This window comes from Labrys sp. ALF-8 (assembly GCF_059699065.1).
Map to the genome: position 1 here is coordinate 4069109 of NZ_AP048537.1, position 16177 is coordinate 4085285.

Below are 16177 nucleotides of genomic sequence, written 5' to 3' on the forward strand. Positions count from 1 at the left end.
CGGACGACAGGTCCATGGCGCGCCACCTGGCAGGAATTCCGTTCGCTGCAAATCAGGTCGATCACATGAGCCGCCCGGCCTGTCCCGGCCCCTCGGGTCGATCGAGCGCGACCGAAAACCCTGCGAGATTACGCGGGGCCGCAGCGCGCGGCCGATAGTGCCCGCTCCGTCTCGGCCTTCTCGCCCGGTTCGGGAATGAGGGCACGAAGAGCGACCAGCCCTCTCTCCTGGGGAGCCTGCAGACGCAGCGCGCCGGGTTGATCGGGGCCCTCATTGGCACGCACCTGAGCCAATTGCGCCGGTGTGTAGAGGGTAAGGTCGATCGCGCCATTCGCCGCGGCGCGATCGGTGAGGGCATAGAAGTTGAGTCCCGCCGATGTATAGAAGGAAATCGACAGGAAGCCGCTGGTCAGCGGCACGTGCAGGCGCATGGCGCCATTGGCCAGATTGAAACGGCAGAACGCAGTGACGATGGCGGGATCCGGCCTCGGCAAAGGTGTCTTGTCTGCGGTCAGGAGCGTGAAGCTGTCCGCCCGGGCGACATTCGCAATACGCTGGAAACCTGTCTGGGCGCTGAGGCGCGGCAGCGCGATGATGGAGACGAGATGCGCGAGGACGCCGAGCAGCAAGCCGGCGAGGCTCCAGAGAAACCAGCGCATCATGGCCGCGACCCGTCCTGGCAGGCGCCACGTTCGATGGCCGGCATATCGATGGCCCGTCGCGCGCCGAGCTCCGTGGCCAAGCCGGTGGAGACCGGGCTGTCGTAAAGCCGCAGCACGAGCGCAACCGGGCCAGCGGCGCTCGGAAGCCAGTTGCCGGGCTGGATGGAAGGGCCCGTTTCGATGGTGGCTCCGCCCTTCTCGCCGCGGATCACGGCGGAGCTTGCAAAGCCGAAGCGCTCGCTCGGGTTTGAAACCGGCTTGCCGCGGGCGTCGTAGAGGCTGAGCGTCCACCAGCGGGCGGGCGGCAGGATCGGGGTGATGGTGTAGTGGCAGCCGCCGTCGAGCGCCCTGCCGTCGGAATCCTCCACGGCGGTGAAGGCAAGACCTTCGCCAGGTCCGAGCGGCAGGTCTCCCGAGCGGGCGATGCGGGCGCGGCCATACCTGTCGGCATTGACGGGATCGCTCAGGGGCCAGGCCTGCCAGGGTCCTATGCGCAACGCGCCGAACTGGAAGGCATTACCCGTGGTCCACCAGGTGAGGCCGAGCGCCACGGCGGCCCCGACGACCAGTGCATAAACCAGTCCAATCGTTGACGAAGGTGCTCTCATTCGATGGTGGACCGTCGGGGCAGTGCCGCTGATTTACCGGACGGGGGAGAGGAAGCCGCGCTGGCGCCGTCGATCATCGCGGCGATGTCGCGGAGCACCTGGGTGGCGTTGCGCGTGAGTGCCTGCGGTACCGGCGGAGCCGTAGGCGGGTCGCCTGCACCTTCAGGCGGAGCTTCGTCCTTCTTCGGCGACTGATCCGGCGGGAAGGGCGGCACGCCAGGAATGGGCCGGAGTTCGACACCCTCATGTGCGACGGTCATCACCTGCTGCCAGGTCATGGCGGGCAGGGAGCCGCCGGTCATCTTGTTGCTCGGCTGGAAATTGTCGTTGCCATACCACACGCCGCCCACGAAATTGCCGGTGAAGCCCATGAACCAGGCATCGCGATAGGAGTTGGTCGTACCCGTCTTGCCGGCCACCTTGATGCCCGGCAGTTGTGCCCGCTTGGCGGTGCCGTTCTCCACCACGCTGTTCAGCATGCCGTTCATGTCGGCGATGATCTTGGGATCGATCACGACCGGCGTCTCCTTGGCCTCATCGAAGCGGTAGAGCAGGTCGCCCCTGGCCGTGCGAATCTCGGAGGCCGCGTGAGGAGGGGCCTTGTGGCCGCCGGAAGCGAATACGCCATAGGCGCCCGTCATTTCCAGAAGGTCGACGGCCTCGACGCCGATCGGCAGCGCCCAGGATTCCTTCAGGTCCGATTCGATGCCCATCGTATGCGCGGTGTCGATGATCATGCGCCGGCCGTCGACTGCGTTCTTGCTGAGGGCCAGCGAGATCTTCACGGGGATGACGTTGATGGAACGGGTGATCGCCTGCGTGAGGGTGACCGGTCCCGAGAAGCTGTGCCCGAAATTCTGCGGGCACCAGTTCTTGATGCATACGGGCGAGTCCACCACGATTGATTTCGGTGTGAAGCCGTTCATCAGGGCCGTGGTGTAGACGAAAGGCTTGAAGGAGGAGCCGGGCTGGCGCAGCGCATCCGTGGCGCGGTTGAACTGGCTCTGGCTGTAGTCGCGCCCCCCCACCATGGCTCGAACGGATCCGTCGGTGTCCATGATCACGATGGCGCCCTGGTGCGCATTATAGTCGTTGCCATATTGGCGGAGCGTCGACTCGAGTGCGTTCTCCGCCGCGGATTGGATGGCGGGGTCGAGCGCCGTGCGCACGACGAAGACGGAATCGTCGCCCAGTTCCCCGTCGTCGGCCATATCGGCGATTTCGCCATAGGCCCAGTCGAGATAGTAGTCGGGTGCCTTCTCGCGAGCCCGATCCACGGGCGTTGCAGGATTGCGCCGCGCTCCCGAAACCTGGCCTTCGGTCATGAAGCCGGCATCCACGAGATTGCTGAGCACCTGGTTGGCGCGCCCGCGCGCGGCGGCGAGATTGTTGGTGGGCGCATATTTGGTGGGAGCCTTGAACAGACCCGCCAGCATGGCCGCTTCGGCCAGCGAGACGTCTCGCACCGATTTGCCGAAATAATACTGCGCGGCCGCTTCGATGCCGAAGGCGCCTCCGCCCATATAGGCCCTGTCGAGATAGAGCTTGAGGATCTCGTCCTTGCTCAGGTGGCCCTCGAGCCACAGGGCCAGATAGGCCTCGCGGATCTTGCGCTCCAGTGTGCGCTGGTTTGAGAGAAAGAGATTCTTGGCGAGTTGCTGGGTGATGGAAGAGCCGCCCTGCACCACGCCGTTGGACTGGCTGTTGACGGTGAGGGCGCGGATCGTGCCGATGATGTCGATGCCGAAATGGTCGTAGAAGCGCCGGTCCTCCGTCGCGAGAACGGCCTTGACGACGTAGTCGGGCATGTCGGCCAGGGCCACGCTGTCGTTGCTGCGGATGCCGCGCTGCCCGATTACGTCGCCATAGCGGTCCTGGAAGGTGACGGCGATATCGGCTCTGCGCAGCCAATCGTCGCCGATCTGCTTCATGATAGGCTGGGCGAGCATGAGCCCGACTATGAGACCGGCCGTGCCTACGGTCAGGGCTTCACATCCGAGTTCGACGAGGAGACGTCGCCAGCCGGCAACCTGGAAGCGATGCGAAAAATCCGAGCCCCATTCGATAGCCGCACGCAGCTTCTGGCCGGTGGCGTAGACGGCATTGTCGAGCCACGAGTCCAGGCGCAGAGCCCGCCGGCTCAGTCGCTTCAAGAAGGACGGTTCTGGCTTGTGTTCCGGCACTGTGAGAACCAACCGCTGCGCGAGCCATGTCGTATGCCGTCATTCTAGCGGTGGCCGCCGCTTCTCGAAAGGGTCGCGCGCCGCTTCGGCCGAATTTCCCCCGTCATGGCAAACGGAACGGCAGTTTCAGGGCGTGGGGGCCTTTGGTTCCGCCGGATCTGCGAAATATTTGGCTGACGAAGGCATTTCCGCTATCTCAGCGGCCATGACCCATGAGCCCGAACCTTTCTGGAAGACCAAGACGCTCGAGGAACTCTCCCCGGCAGAGTGGGAGAGCCTGTGCGACGGCTGCGGGCGCTGCTGCCTGGTCAAGCTCGAAGAGGAAGAGACGGGCGATACCTATTTCACGGATGTCGCCTGCTTCATGCTCGAGTGCCACAGCTGCCAATGCTCCGATTACGAGCATCGCAAGAGGCATGTCCCCGATTGCGTGACCCTGACGCCCGAACTCGTCCGCACCATCGACTGGCTCCCACCGACCTGCGCTTACCGTCTGGTCGCAGATGGCGAGGACCTCTACTGGTGGCATCCCCTGGTTTCCGGCGATCCTTCGACCGTGCATGAGGCCCAGATTTCGGTGCGGGGCAAGGTGAAGGCAGACGACCGGCAGGTGGCGGACGGCGAGTGGGAAGAGCATGTCGTGCGGTGGCCCATGCGCGTGCCCAAAAAAGCGAGAAGAAGATAGGGTGGTGGATCGGGCCGTTCCCCAGCCGGCCGCTTACTGGAACTTCACGGGCGAGCCTGCGGCATCGGCCATGCTCTCGATGAAGGAGCGATAGGCCGAGACGGCCGTCACCGCGGTGATCGCGCCGCAATCCCTGCCTTTGCCGCCCATCACGGCCGAGATCACGCCTACCAGCACATAGCCATTGGCCGTGCGCTGGAACACGGGTCCGCCGGAATCGCCCCTGCAGATGCCGTTGCTGTTGATCGTCCTGCGCGTCGCCTTGTGGTCGATCAGGAACAATTGGTGCGACTTGGAGTCGACCTGATCGAGCATGTCGAAATGGCGCTCGCGAAGCTTGCCCGCGCTGCTGAGCACGCGGTCACGGCTCATGCCGAACCCCGCGACCTGGACATCGACGAAGCTGCCGTCGTCCGCAACGCGCGAAGCGAGAGGAACGGGAACCAGCCAGTCGGGAAAATCCTGGTCCACGCGAATCAGGGCGATGTCGTTGATCGCCGCGCTCGTCCCGAGCGCGCGGACGTCGAACTGGGGATGGATCGCGACCTGCGTCGCCTCGGCGAAGCGAAAGCGGAACTGGACGTCGAGAGCACGTATTCGATATTCGCCATGGCCCGAGAGGAAGCAGTGGGCCGCCGTCAGCACCAGTTTCCTGGAAACGACGGTGCCGCTGCACTTCGTCCCGCCTGGACCCGTGATCTGGACGACGTGGCTACGCACCCCGCGCGGGTCCGTGGCGTCGCGGCCACCCTTGATCGCCAGGGCTGGGGAGGAAAGGGCCAAGGCAAGCAGGGCTGCTGCGGCAAAACGAATTATCATCATTGCGTAGCTGTAGAACATTTCCCCACAAAGCCAAATGACTACGGCAGCGACACGCCCATTTTTGCGGCATTGGCGCGAATCCAGGGGAGTGCGGTTCCCAAAAGCGCCACTCCCGTCATGCCGCCGCAGCCCCTTCGGCTGTTCTCGCCGACGGCCGAGGCGAGCACGCCGATGAGAGCGCCTTCGTGCAGCACCGGCCCGCCCGAATCACCTTGGCAGGCCCCTCCGGCACCGCTCTCCTCCCGCAGGCGCAACTGCACCTTCGAGACGGGCGGTGCGCCCTGCAGCGTGAGTTCCCGCAGTACCCCGCCGCTCTTGCCGGCATTCTGCGCGGTGAGGCCGAATCCCGCGACGCGATAGCTCTGCCCGGCGACGCCCGCCTCGGCCGACAGGGGAAGAGGCTCGTAGCCTGACAGCGGCTGCACCAGCTTCACCAATGCCAGGTCGATGGTGAAATGCCTGGTATTGTAAGCTTTGGCGTCGAACTGGGGATGAATGGCGACCTGATCGAGCGATGAGAGCACGGGCCGGCCGCCGCTATAGGTCAGCAGGCGGTAATTGGCGCCCTCGCGTACGCAATGGCCGGCCGTGAGCAGCAGGTCCGGCGCGATGACGCTGGCGGAGCAGAAGCTGCCGCGATCGCTGACGATCATGACGACATGGCGCGCCATGTCGGCGCCGGCCGGCGCGCCGCCGACGATGGCCCGCGCCGGGAGGGCCGCAAGGAACAGGGCCGCAAGGGCAAGCAGCGGAAGGGACACTCGGATCATTCTTCGGCTTTGTCGGTTCAGGAGGGAGGTGTCAATGGGCAACGCAAGGCCTTCCGGACCGGAGAACAGCGCAGCGTCCCCCAAGGGCACAGTTCTGGCGAATATCCGTATTCCACACTACGTTCATGCGATGTTCAGTGCTTTGCCTGAATGATAGCAGTTCGAATCGGGGAAATCGCCGCGAAACACAGCGGAAGGGCGATGATGGGTTGGAGATCATCCTGGGCCGTGGCGCTGATGTTCGGGCTGGCATCGGCGTCAGGCGTGCGAGCGGCCGATGCCGCTTGCGTCAGCCTTGCCGAGGCTCGTCCCTTGGTGCAGGCCGGCACGATCGTTCCGCTGGTATCGGTGCTCGGTGCCGCGCGGCGCGCCGTGAAGGGCGAAATGATCGACGGCGATTTGTGTGGAGGTCCCGGCAATTATCGCTATGTCGTCACATTTCTGGGGCCGGATGGCAAAGTGATACGCGCGACGATCAACGCCAAGACCGGCGAAGTCGTGGGCGTGAAGTAGGGAGCGACAATGCGGCTTCTCGTGGTGGAAGATGACCAGGATCTCAATCGTCAGCTCGTCAAGGCGCTCGAGGAAGCCGGCTATGCGGTTGACCGCGCCTTCGACGGCGAGGAGGGTCATTTCCTCGGCGACACCGAGCCTTATGACGCGGTGGTTCTCGATGTGGGCCTGCCCAAGCTCGACGGCATCACCATACTCGATCGCTGGCGGCGGGCGGGCAAGACCATGCCGGTCCTGATCCTCACCGCACGCGACCGCTGGTCGGACAAGGTGATGGGCTTCGATTCCGGAGCCGACGACTATGTCGCCAAGCCTTTCCACATGGAGGAAGTGCTGGCGCGCCTGCGTGCCCTGATCCGCCGCACGACCGGCCATGCCACCAACGAACTGGTCTGCGGTCCCGTGCGCCTCGACGCCCGCGCGGGCCGCGTGGTGGTCGACGGCAACCCGATCAAGCTCACCTCGCATGAATATCGCCTGCTCGCCTATCTCATGCACTACACCGGCCGGGTGGTCTCGCGCACCGAGTTGGTCGAGCACCTCTACGATCAGGATTTCGATCGCGATTCCAACACCATCGAGGTATTTGTCGGCCGCCTGCGCAAGAAGCTTGGCGTCGATGTGATCCAGACCGTGCGCGGCATGGGCTATATCCTCACGCCGCCGGACGCCATGCGCGTATGACCACGAGGTCCCTGGCCTTTCGCCTGTTCGTCGCCGCCGCGGCCTGGATCGTGGTGGTGCTGGTGGTGGCGGGCGTGGTGCTGCTGTCCTTCTACCAGCACGCCACCGAGCGCGCCTTCGACGAACGGCTGCATGTCTATCTCAAGACGCTGGTCGCCGATATCGCCGGTGCCGATGTCGGCGACAGGACGGCGCCGGGCGCCATGGGCGAGCCGCGGTTCGAACTGCCGTTGTCGGGCTGGTACTGGCAGATTACCCGTCTCGACAAACCCGAGTCCAACGGCTCGAAATCCTTGTTCGAGGCCACGCTGCCGAGTCTTGCCGATCTCGACATCCCCGATGAGCCCGGCGGCGTGCGCGAAGGCTATATCAAGGGGCCGGACGACAGGCGGCTGCGCGCCGTCGAACGCCTGATCGATCTGGGCGAGGACGGGCGCTACCGCGTCACCCTGGCGGGCGCCGCCGACGAGATCGACAGCGACATCGCCGATTTCCAATACGCTCTGCTGCTTACCTTCACCGCGCTCGGCGTCGGTCTGCTGGCGGCGATCTTCCTGCAGGTGCGTTTCGGCTTGCGGCCGCTCAACCGCATCAGCGGCGCGCTGGCCGCCATGCGCGCCGGCCAGGCCACCAAGCTGCCGCCGGACCTGCCCGACGAAATCGTTCCGCTTGCCCGCGAACTCGACGCTCTCGTCGACGCCAATCGCGAAGTGGTGGAGCGCGCTCGCACGCATGTGGGCAATCTCGCGCACGCCCTGAAGACGCCGCTTTCCGTCATCGCCAACGAAGCCGGCTCCGCGCCTGCGAGCCCGCTTGCCGAGCAGGTGCAGCGCCAGGTCGTGGTCATGCGCACCCAGATCGACCACCACCTTCAGCGGGCCCGCATCGCCGCCGCGGTGAGCGTGGTCGGCACCGTCACCGAGATCGCGCCGGTGGTGGATGGCCTGGTGAGGGCCATGGAGAAGATCCATGCCGCCAAGCGCCTGAAGATCAAGGCACAGATCGATCCCTCGCTGCGTTTCCGGGGCGAGAAGCAGGACATCGAGGAGATGACGGGCAACCTCATCGACAATGCCTGCAAATGGGCGATCTCCGAAGTAGCCGTTCGGGCCGATCCGATCCAGATCGACGGTGCGGTCTTTGCACGCATCACCATCGACGACGATGGTCCGGGCCTGTCGCCCGAGGAACGCGCTGCGGCTGGCCAGCGCGGCAAGCGCCTGGACGAGACCAAGCCGGGCACGGGGTTGGGCCTCGCCATCGTCCAGGACCTGGTCTCGCTCTATGGCGGGCGCTTTGCGCTGGACGAAGCCCCGATCGGCGGTTTGCGGGCGATGCTCGACATTCCCGCGCTCCAGGCCAGGATAGGGGCACACATAGGCTGAGCGGCACGGAAAACGAGACGGTTGCGCATCCGGGGCGGTGGCGCGCCGAAACCGCGGATCACAAGGCCGTCACCTTCGGAACAGTCGGGTTGCCACGAGCTCGACAAGGTTGGCGCGGCGTCGTTTTGCGTGTAAGGCTCGGCGCAATCGTCGATACGGCAGGGGTCCTATGACAAAATCAATCGTCAAATTGCTTGGTCTTGTTCTCCTGGGCATGCCGCTGGCTGGCTGCGGAATGACCAGCGGCTCCGCGCCGCAGCCCCAGATTGCCGCCGTTGCGCCGCCGCCGACCAGCAACAGCCCCATTCTCGATGCCCTGGATCCGGCAGACCGGACCCAGGCCGAGCAGGCGCGCGCCTCGGCTCTCAACGGCAAGGCCAAGGTCAGCGTCGACTGGAAGAGCGGAACCAATCCGCTGACCCACGGCACCGTGGTTGCCGGGCCGCTGACCGACCAGGGTGGCACGCAGTGCCGTCAATATTCGCAGACGGTCTATCTCAACGGCGTCCCGAGCATTTCCCGGATGACCGCGTGCCATCAGCCGGACGGGAGCTGGGCCAATGTCGCTCCGGCGGCGAACAGCTGAGGGGTGCGAATAGACACCGTTGCCCAAGTGTTCGTGCGGCATGACTGCCTTTAGAGCAAAACGCTTTGGGTCGACGGCCGGCACAAGAGATGTCTCATGTTTCTGTGGATAGCCCTGGCCGCGATGACCGGCCTCGCAGCTTTGGTTCTGCTTTGGCCGCTGGCGCGGCGCGGCAGTGGGTTGACGCCGCAGGCTTCCGACATCGCCATCTACAAGGACCAGCTCGCCGAGATCGAGCGTGACCTCGAACGCGGGCTGATCGCCAAGGCAGAGGCGCAGGCGGCCCGCATCGAAGTGTCTCGCCGCCTGATCGAGGCGGACGCGGCCCAGCAGGCCATGCAGGTGCCCGCCGCGTCGGCGCAGACGGGCAGGAGGCGGCTGGCATCGGTTATCATCCTTCTCGCCGTGCCCGCGATCAGCCTCTGCCTCTACTCCTACCTCGGTTCGCCCGCCAATCCGGACCAGCCCCTGCTGGCGCGGCTGGACGGGCCGATGCGCAATGCGACGGATGCCGAGCTGGTCGCCCGTGCAGAAGCCAAGCTTGCCGCCAATCCGAATGATGGCGCCGGCTGGGAACTGATGGCGCGCGTCTATGTCGGCCTCGGCCGTTTCGACGATGCCAGGCAGGCCTATGCCAATGCCATCCGTCTTCTGGGGGCGACGCCGGAGCGGCTGGCCAATTATGGTGTCTCCATGGTTGCTGTCGCCAACGGCATGGTGACGGCGGACGCCAAGGCCGCCTTCGAAAAGGCCGTGAGGCTCGATCCCAAGGAGTTCCGTGCCAACTATTTCCTGGGTGTCGCCAGGGAGCAGGATGGCGACAAGCCGGGAGCCATCGCAGCGTGGGAGGCCCTGATAGCCGACAATCCTGATGCGGCGGACTTCCTCGGCAAGGAGATCGCCCGGGTGGGAGGCACGCCACCTGTGCCTTCCGCGCCGACGCCGGGTCCAAGCCAGCAGGATATGGCCACGGCCCAGGGGCTGACCCCGGAGGAGCGCGGCAAAATGATCCAGGGCATGGTCTCGCGCCTGTCCGAGCGACTAAGATCGCAGGGCGGTTCTGTGGAAGAATGGATGCAACTGGTGAAGGCCTACACGGTGCTGAAGAAGGCGGATGAGGCAAGGCTGGCGCTGGCGGATGCCCGCAAGGCGATGGCCCCCTCGCCGGATGCCCTCAAGCAACTCGACGATCTCTCGAAGGCATTGGGACTATGACGCGCAAGGGCAGACGGCTGGCCATGATCGGTGCGGCGGGCGTGGTGCTGGCGGCTGCCGTGGGTCTCGTGCTGTTCAGCCTCGGTGGCACCATGTCGTATTTCGCGGCACCCAGCGATATCGTCGGCAAGGACTTCAAGCAAGGGCAGCGCTGGCGCCTCGGCGGGCTAGTCGAGCAGGGCTCGCTGACGCATGAGGGAGCGTCCGAGATCACGTTCAAGGTGACCGATACCAACAAATCGATCAAGGTGGTCTATTCGGGTATCGTGCCTGACCTCTTTCGCGAGGGGCAGGGCGTGGTAGCGGAAGGCGTGGTTGATGCCGAAGGTGTCTTCCAGGCCGATACGCTGCTCGCAAAGCATGACGAGAAATACATGCCCAAGGAAGTGGCCGATGCGCTGAAGGCGCAGGGTCATTGGGAAGAGGGCGGTGCTTACGGGAAGAAGCCATGATCGTCGAGGCCGGCCACTATGCCCTCATCCTGGCGCTGACTCTGGCGGCGATACAGTCGATCCTGCCGATTTGGGGCGCCCGCACCGGCGATCTCGGCCTGATGAGGATCGGCACTTCGGCCGCCCTGTTCCAGCTCTTCTTCATCACGATTTCCTTCGCGGCGCTGGTGCATGCTCATGTCACTTCGGATTTCTCGCTCCTCAACGTGTTCGAGAATTCCCATTCCGACAAACCGATGCTCTACAAGGTCACCGGCGTGTGGGGGAACCATGAGGGCTCCATGCTGCTGTGGGTCAGCATCCTCGCCTTGTTCGGGGCGCTGGTCGCGGCCTTCGGACGCAATCTGCCGCCGAGCATGAAAGCCACCGTGCTGTCCGTGCAAGCCTGGATCAGCGTCGCTTTCCTCACCTTCATCCTCTTCACCTCGAACCCCTTCGCCCGGCTCGACCCGGCGCCCATGCAGGGCCAGGATCTCAATCCGGTGCTGCAGGATGTCGGCCTCGCCATTCATCCTCCGCTCCTTTATCTCGGCTATGTCGGCTTCTCGATCGCGTTCGCGTTCGCCGCCGCCGCGTTGATCGAGGGCCGCATCGACGCGGCCTGGGCGCGCTGGGCCCGGCCGTGGATCCTGATCGCCTGGATCTTCCTCACCCTCGGCATCGCCATGGGCTCCTACTGGGCTTATTACGAGCTCGGCTGGGGGGGCTGGTGGTTCTGGGATCCGGTGGAAAACGCCTCGCTCATGCCCTGGCTCGCCGGCACGGCGCTCCTGCATTCCGCCCTCGTGATGGAAAAGCGTAACGCGCTCAAGGTCTGGACGATCCTGCTCGCCATCCTCACCTTCTCGCTCTCGCTGCTGGGCACCTTCCTCGTGCGCTCGGGCGTGCTCACCTCGGTGCATGCCTTCGCCACCGACCCCAAGCGCGGCGTCTTCATCCTTGCCATCCTGGTCCTCTTCATCGGCGGTGGACTGTCGCTGTTCGCCTGGCGGGCATCCGCGCTCCGACAGGGGGGCATCTTCGCGCCGATCTCCCGCGAGGGAGCGCTCATCCTGAACAACCTGCTCCTCACGGTGAGCTGCTCGGCGGTGTTCTTCGGCACGCTCTACCCGCTGGCGCTCGAGGCTCTTACCGGGGGCAAGATCTCCGTCGGTCCGCCCTTCTTCGATCTCACCTTCGGCCCGCTGATGCTGGCCGTGATGGTGGTGATGCCGTTCGGACCCTTCCTTGCCTGGAAGAGGGGCGACGTACAGGGAGCCATGCAGCGTCTCGGTGTGGCCATCGGCCTCGCCATCCTGGCTGGCCTGGTGACCCTCTGGGCCAAGCAGGGAGGGCCCGTGCTCGCGCCGATCGGAGCAGGGCTGGCCGCCTTCATCATGCTCGGGGCCCTCGTGGAGGTAGCCGAGCGCATCAGGCTCTTCCGCGAGGCTCCAGCCTCCAGCTTGCGCCGGGCGCTCGGCCTGCCGCGCTCGGCCTTCGGCACGGCGTTTGCCCATTTCGGCATAGGCGTCACCCTGCTCGGCATCGTCGCCGCGTCGGCGTGGCAGTCCGAGAAGATCGTGGCGATGAAGCCGGGCGACACCGTGCCGTTCGGCCGCTACGAGGCGACCTATGTCGGCTCTGTGCCTCGGCAGGGTTCCAATTTCACTGCGACCGTGTCCAGATTCGACATCTATCGCGGTGGCGCGAAGGTTGCGGAAATGGAGGCGTCCAAGCGCTTCTATCCGGCCCGTCAGACGCCAGCGACCGAGACCGGCATCAAGACATTCCTGTTCGACCAGGTCTATATCGGTCTCGGCGAGACTCAGCCCGACGGTACTATCGCCGCGCGCCTCTACGACAAGCCGCTGGTCACGCTGATCTGGCTCGGCTGCGTGATCATGGCGCTCGGTGGGGGCCTCTCGCTGTCCGACCGGCGCCTGCGCGTGGGTGCGCCCAAGCCCGCTCGGCGTGCCGCAGCCGGGCTGCAGCCGGCGGAATGACCATGCTGCGCCGCTTCCTGATCGCCTGCCTGTTTGGCCTCGCGGTGCTGCCGGCTCTTGCCGTGCAGCCGGACGAGATGCTGTCCGATCCGGCCCTGGAGGCCCGTGCCAGGGCCTTGTCGGCGGAACTGCGCTGCATGGTCTGCCAGAACGAATCGATCGACGATTCCGACGCGACTCTCGCCAAGGACCTGCGTATCCTCGTACGCGAACGTCTCAAGGCGGGCGACAGCGATGAGGCCGTGAAGGCATTCCTCGTAGCCCGCTATGGCGATTTCATCCTCCTCAAGCCACCTCTGGAACTACGCACGATCGTGCTGTGGTCCGCCCCCTTCGTGCTGCTGATCCTTGGTGCAGGCGGTATCTATGCCTTCTCGCGCCGGCAGCGCACCTCAAAGCCGGAGGCACTGAGTTCGGCTGAACAAGCCAGGATCGACGAGATCCTGAAGCGCGAGGGATAGCCTTCGCCAGGGCCTCTCGGATCTCTTCCGGGCACGTTCACGCGCCGCACCCTTCCCTTATGAAATCTCAATTCGAATTCATTACTCTCGGCGAAGAATATCCGTTATAATTGAGTAACTTGTGGTGATTGCATTCGACGTCTGGCAACTCATGGAGGGCGCTATGACCGGGTCAATCTTGCATGACAAAAAAATCCAGGACTGGATCGTGGCGGTGCTCGCCGCCCTTCTTTTTCTTTCCCCATGGTTGGTAGGTTATCAAAGCTCCATGGCGAACTGGTGCGCCTGGATCAGCGCGGCGCTGATTGCCTTCCTTGCCCTGACGGCGTCGTTCACGGAAGCCGAGCAGTGGGAAGAATGGGTGATGGCGGCGCTGGGCTTGTGGCTGTTTGTGGCGCCGTGGCTGCTGGGCTTCTCGTCCGATGGGCACGTCCGCATGGTCTTCTGGCCGATCGGTCTCCTGACCATACTGGTCTCGCTCTGGGCGGAATGGGCCTACAGGCATCCGCCGGCCGTTCACGGATGACGGAATCATGCCTCGCGCGCAGGTCTTTCCCGCCTTGCTGCGCGCCCGTTAGCAGGACCTTCCAGGTGCCGAACTGACGACCGGCACCTCCTTGGCCGCGCCGTCGCCGGCGGCGGGGTCAGCCCTTCTTTCGCCCCGTCTCGAACAGGAACCAACTGCGACGCTCCGCTTCGTCGATCCAGTTCTCGATCAGGCTGGCGGTGGCGACGTCGTTGTGTTCGTCGGCCAGTTCATGAGTCTCGCGCAGGAAGCCGGTCAGGCGCTTGTTGTCGTCATGAAGTTCGGCGAGCATGTCGTCGGGCGTGACGAAATCGGCGTCGTTGTCGGCAAGCCGCTGCAGCCTCGCGATATGGCCGATCGAATGGAGAGTCGTGCCGCCGATCTTGCGAACCCGCTCGGCGATGTCGTCCGTCATGGCGAAGATCTGCTCCGACTGCTCGTCCAGCAGCAGGTGGTAGTCGCGGAAATGCGGGCCGGACATGTGCCAGTGGAAGTTCTTGGTCTTCAGGTAAAGGGTGAAGACATCGGCGAGCAGCGTGGTCAGCGCTGCCGACAGATCCTTGGTTGCGTTTGAAGGCAGGTCGGTCGGAACGCGCAGATTCGATGTCTTCAGCGCTTTCTTGTCTTTTGACATTATATCACCCTTTTCATGCAGCCGCGGCGTCGAACCCAGCCGAGGCGCGAGTTTCGGGCGGTTCGGCCGCCCATGTCAATCGTTACCCTGAGTTCTCTGACGCAACCTAAGGTTGTTTATGAATTATTGTTCAATTATTTTGGATTACTTGTCGTTTTGGATATCGGGCAAATGCCGGCCTTCTTACCAAAGAGTAATCTCATGGAAAAAGAGCCGTAATGTTGATCGGGGCATTGTCATCTCCAACAGCGCGGCTTCGAGCGCTGAGTTGCAATCCGCCGGTCGTGCAAGAGCGAATGACCGAGCCACTATGGAGCCCACCACCATGACTTTCCATGACAACGATACCACGCAGAAGACCGGCATTCTCGCACGCCGCCGTACGCGTCTTCTGGCCGCGGTATTCGGCCTCGGCGTGGCCGGCGCGGTTGCCGGCAATCTCATCGTCGTTCCCTCCGTGACGCCCGCCTATGCCCAGTCGCAGAGCCAGACGGCTCCGGCACAGCAGCCCTTCGGTTTCGCCGATATCGTGCAGAAGGTGCGTCCGGCCGTGGTGTCGATCAAGGTCAAGACCGAGACGACCGCCAACGTCTCCGACGATGACGACAACAGCAACAACAACAACGGCATGCCTGCCAATCCGTTCGAGTTCTTCTTCAACGGCCCGGGCGGTGGCGGCATGCGGCCGGACCGGCCCCACAAGCAGTTCGGGATGGCACTCGGCTCCGGCTTCTTCATCTCGGCTGACGGCTATGTCGTGACCAACAACCATGTCGTCGACCACGCCAAGGAAGTGGACGTCGTCACTGACGGCGGCAAGACCTTCACGGCCAAGGTGATCGGCGTCGATCCCAAGACCGATCTCGCCCTGCTGAAGGTGTCCGACAAGGACGGCAAGTTCCCCTTCGTCGACCTCGAGCTGCAGAACGAGCCTCGCGTCGGTGACTGGGTGCTGGCTGTCGGCAACCCCTACGGTCTTGGCGGCACCGTCACGGCGGGCATCGTCTCGGCCCGCGGCCGTGACCTCAACAACTCGACCTACAACGACTTCCTCCAGATCGATGCGCCGGTGAACCGCGGCAATTCAGGCGGCCCGACCTTCGACCTTTCCGGCAAGGTGATCGGCGTGAATACCGCGATCTATTCGCCCTCGGGCGGCTCGATCGGCATCGGCTTCGCCATTCCGGCCGATACGGTCCAGCGCGTCGTCTCGCAGCTGAAGTCGGACGGACAGGTGACGCGCGGCTATATCGGTGTGCAGATCCAGCCCGTGACCCAGGACATCGCCGACTCGATCGGCCTGAAGAAGGCCTCGGGAGCCCTGATTGCCGACGTCACCCGCGACAGCCCCGCCGCCAAGGCCGGCCTGCAGTCCGGTGATGCCATCACGGCCGTGAACGGCAAGGAAGTGGCCGACAGCCGCGAACTGGCCCGCGCCATCGCCGACATCAAGCCGGGCGATACCGCCGACCTCACCGTCTGGCGCGACGGCAAGGAGCAGAGCGTCAAGGTCGAGACTTCCAAGCTGCCGGGCGACAAGCAGCTCGCGGATGCGAACGCAACCCAGGACGATAGCGGCGGCAAGAGCGCGCTGGCTGGTCTGGGTGTCGAGCTCGCCCCTGCAGCGAGCGTGGCTGGCGCAGGCAAGTCCGGCGTGGTGGTCACGGATATCGATCCGGGTAGCCCGGCCGCCGAGGCCCTCCGTCCGGGCGACGTGATCCTCGACGTGGCCGGCAAGCCGGTAAGCAATGTGCGCGAAGTCCGGGATGCTCTCTCGAACGCCCGCGCCGACTCCAAGCGCACCGTTCTGCTGCGGGTGAAGAACGGCGACGGCCTGCACTTCGTCGCTCTGCCCGTCGGCAAGGCCTGACAAGGGCTGAACGGTTGGGGCCCCTTTCCCTCCGGGGGAGGGGCCCATTCTTTATTGGCTGTAGGCGCGCCGTTTGGCGGTCGTACCCTATGAGGTGACCTTGAAATGTGGCAAAGCTCGTCGGATACCTCTGCAACGC

General features: G+C 64.6%; 17 protein-coding genes. 11 read left to right on the plus strand and 6 right to left on the minus strand.

Annotated elements, in window-relative coordinates:
• Positions 1-128: 128 nt before the first annotated feature.
• Genes AC6H34_RS18635 through AC6H34_RS18645 form a run of 3 tightly spaced genes read right to left on the minus strand, consistent with a single transcriptional unit; the run spans position 129 to position 3423 of the window.
• Positions 129-662, minus strand: coding sequence for a DUF1254 domain-containing protein (locus AC6H34_RS18635; protein ID WP_448148426.1), 534 nt, complete (start codon positions 660-662; stop codon positions 129-131).
• The gene (locus tag AC6H34_RS18640) at positions 659-1270 is read right to left on the minus strand and encodes a DUF1214 domain-containing protein (protein ID WP_497539702.1); all 612 of its coding nucleotides are present in this window, start codon (positions 1268-1270) and stop codon (positions 659-661) included. The genes AC6H34_RS18635 and AC6H34_RS18640 overlap by 4 nt, the downstream gene beginning before the upstream one ends.
• Positions 1267-3423 (minus strand): transglycosylase domain-containing protein, encoded by a 2157-nt coding sequence (locus AC6H34_RS18645; RefSeq protein ID WP_497539703.1) that lies wholly within the window; start codon positions 3421-3423, stop codon positions 1267-1269. Before AC6H34_RS18645 ends, AC6H34_RS18640 begins: the two co-directional genes overlap by 4 nt.
• Before the next feature lie 235 nt (positions 3424-3658).
• Between AC6H34_RS18645 and AC6H34_RS18650 the strand changes: the two genes are divergently transcribed.
• Entirely contained in the window at positions 3659-4138 is a 480-nt protein-coding gene (locus AC6H34_RS18650) for a YcgN family cysteine cluster protein (RefSeq protein ID WP_448148423.1), read from the plus strand.
• A gap of 33 nt (positions 4139-4171) precedes the next feature.
• Here AC6H34_RS18650 and AC6H34_RS18655 read toward each other — a convergent pair whose 3' ends face one another.
• The gene (locus tag AC6H34_RS18655) at positions 4172-4960 is read right to left on the minus strand and encodes a S1 family peptidase (RefSeq protein WP_448148422.1); all 789 of its coding nucleotides are present in this window, start codon (positions 4958-4960) and stop codon (positions 4172-4174) included.
• Between the two features lie 38 nt (positions 4961-4998).
• Positions 4999-5721 carry a S1 family peptidase gene (locus AC6H34_RS18660; protein WP_497539704.1) on the minus strand — a complete coding sequence of 241 codons (723 nt, stop codon included), beginning with the start codon at positions 5719-5721 and terminating at the stop codon, positions 4999-5001.
• 210 nt (positions 5722-5931) lie between these two features.
• Here AC6H34_RS18660 and AC6H34_RS18665 point away from each other — a divergent pair, with 210 nt between their 5' ends.
• The 9 genes from AC6H34_RS18665 (at position 5932) to AC6H34_RS18705 (ending at position 13534) form a co-directional block, all read left to right on the plus strand.
• The gene (locus AC6H34_RS18665; protein WP_497539705.1) at positions 5932-6243 is read left to right on the plus strand and encodes a PepSY domain-containing protein; all 312 of its coding nucleotides are present in this window, start codon (positions 5932-5934) and stop codon (positions 6241-6243) included.
• A gap of 9 nt (positions 6244-6252) precedes the next feature.
• A complete protein-coding gene (locus tag AC6H34_RS18670) occupies positions 6253-6927 on the plus strand; it encodes a response regulator transcription factor (RefSeq protein ID WP_448148419.1) in 675 nt (224 codons plus the stop codon).
• Positions 6924-8312 carry a sensor histidine kinase gene (locus AC6H34_RS18675; protein WP_448148418.1) on the plus strand — a complete coding sequence of 463 codons (1389 nt, stop codon included), beginning with the start codon at positions 6924-6926 and terminating at the stop codon, positions 8310-8312. The genes AC6H34_RS18670 and AC6H34_RS18675 overlap by 4 nt, the downstream gene beginning before the upstream one ends.
• Before the next feature lie 169 nt (positions 8313-8481).
• A complete protein-coding gene (locus AC6H34_RS18680) occupies positions 8482-8898 on the plus strand; it encodes a hypothetical protein (protein WP_448148417.1) in 417 nt (138 codons plus the stop codon).
• Between the two features lie 96 nt (positions 8899-8994).
• Entirely contained in the window at positions 8995-10113 is a 1119-nt protein-coding gene (ccmI, locus tag AC6H34_RS18685) for a c-type cytochrome biogenesis protein CcmI (protein WP_497539706.1), read from the plus strand.
• On the plus strand, positions 10110-10565 hold the full coding sequence (gene ccmE / locus AC6H34_RS18690) for a cytochrome c maturation protein CcmE (protein WP_448148415.1): 456 nt from the start codon (positions 10110-10112) through the stop codon (positions 10563-10565). Before ccmI ends, ccmE begins: the two co-directional genes overlap by 4 nt.
• Entirely contained in the window at positions 10562-12547 is a 1986-nt protein-coding gene (locus AC6H34_RS18695) for a heme lyase CcmF/NrfE family subunit (protein WP_497539707.1), read from the plus strand. The genes ccmE and AC6H34_RS18695 overlap by 4 nt, the downstream gene beginning before the upstream one ends.
• Positions 12548-12549: 2 nt before the next feature.
• A complete protein-coding gene (locus tag AC6H34_RS18700; RefSeq protein WP_497539708.1) occupies positions 12550-13008 on the plus strand; it encodes a cytochrome c-type biogenesis protein in 459 nt (152 codons plus the stop codon).
• 163 nt (positions 13009-13171) lie between these two features.
• Positions 13172-13534, plus strand: coding sequence for an SPW repeat protein (locus AC6H34_RS18705; protein ID WP_497539709.1), 363 nt, complete (start codon positions 13172-13174; stop codon positions 13532-13534).
• 118 nt (positions 13535-13652) lie between these two features.
• On the opposite strand, the gene AC6H34_RS18710 is transcribed toward AC6H34_RS18705, so the two are convergent.
• On the minus strand, positions 13653-14168 hold the full coding sequence (locus tag AC6H34_RS18710; RefSeq protein ID WP_448148411.1) for a Dps family protein: 516 nt from the start codon (positions 14166-14168) through the stop codon (positions 13653-13655).
• Between the two features lie 325 nt (positions 14169-14493).
• Here AC6H34_RS18710 and AC6H34_RS18715 point away from each other — a divergent pair, with 325 nt between their 5' ends.
• Positions 14494-16038 carry a Do family serine endopeptidase gene (locus tag AC6H34_RS18715; protein WP_448148410.1) on the plus strand — a complete coding sequence of 515 codons (1545 nt, stop codon included), beginning with the start codon at positions 14494-14496 and terminating at the stop codon, positions 16036-16038.
• Positions 16039-16177 lie beyond the last annotated feature (139 nt).

Excerpts from the sequence above, each read along its gene's own strand:
- AC6H34_RS18655 (WP_448148422.1), bottom strand. The coding sequence starts at position 4,960 with ATGATGATAATTCGTTTTGCCGCAGCAGCCCTGCTTGCCTTGGCCCTT.
- AC6H34_RS18705 (WP_497539709.1), top strand. The coding sequence starts at position 13,172 with ATGACCGGGTCAATCTTGCATGACAAAAAAATCCAGGACTGGATCGTG.
- AC6H34_RS18695 (WP_497539707.1), top strand. The coding sequence starts at position 10,562 with ATGATCGTCGAGGCCGGCCACTATGCCCTCATCCTGGCGCTGACTCTG.
- AC6H34_RS18675 (WP_448148418.1), top strand. The coding sequence starts at position 6,924 with ATGACCACGAGGTCCCTGGCCTTTCGCCTGTTCGTCGCCGCCGCGGCC.
- AC6H34_RS18680 (WP_448148417.1), top strand. The coding sequence starts at position 8,482 with ATGACAAAATCAATCGTCAAATTGCTTGGTCTTGTTCTCCTGGGCATG.
- ccmE (WP_448148415.1), top strand. The coding sequence starts at position 10,110 with ATGACGCGCAAGGGCAGACGGCTGGCCATGATCGGTGCGGCGGGCGTG.
- AC6H34_RS18635 (WP_448148426.1), bottom strand. The coding sequence starts at position 662 with ATGATGCGCTGGTTTCTCTGGAGCCTCGCCGGCTTGCTGCTCGGCGTC.
- AC6H34_RS18670 (WP_448148419.1), top strand. The coding sequence starts at position 6,253 with ATGCGGCTTCTCGTGGTGGAAGATGACCAGGATCTCAATCGTCAGCTC.
- AC6H34_RS18710 (WP_448148411.1), bottom strand. The coding sequence starts at position 14,168 with ATGTCAAAAGACAAGAAAGCGCTGAAGACATCGAATCTGCGCGTTCCG.
- AC6H34_RS18700 (WP_497539708.1), top strand. The coding sequence starts at position 12,550 with ATGCTGCGCCGCTTCCTGATCGCCTGCCTGTTTGGCCTCGCGGTGCTG.
- ccmI (WP_497539706.1), top strand. The coding sequence starts at position 8,995 with ATGTTTCTGTGGATAGCCCTGGCCGCGATGACCGGCCTCGCAGCTTTG.
- AC6H34_RS18650 (WP_448148423.1), top strand. The coding sequence starts at position 3,659 with ATGACCCATGAGCCCGAACCTTTCTGGAAGACCAAGACGCTCGAGGAA.
- AC6H34_RS18640 (WP_497539702.1), bottom strand. The coding sequence starts at position 1,270 with ATGAGAGCACCTTCGTCAACGATTGGACTGGTTTATGCACTGGTCGTC.
- AC6H34_RS18665 (WP_497539705.1), top strand. The coding sequence starts at position 5,932 with ATGATGGGTTGGAGATCATCCTGGGCCGTGGCGCTGATGTTCGGGCTG.
- AC6H34_RS18715 (WP_448148410.1), top strand. The coding sequence starts at position 14,494 with ATGACTTTCCATGACAACGATACCACGCAGAAGACCGGCATTCTCGCA.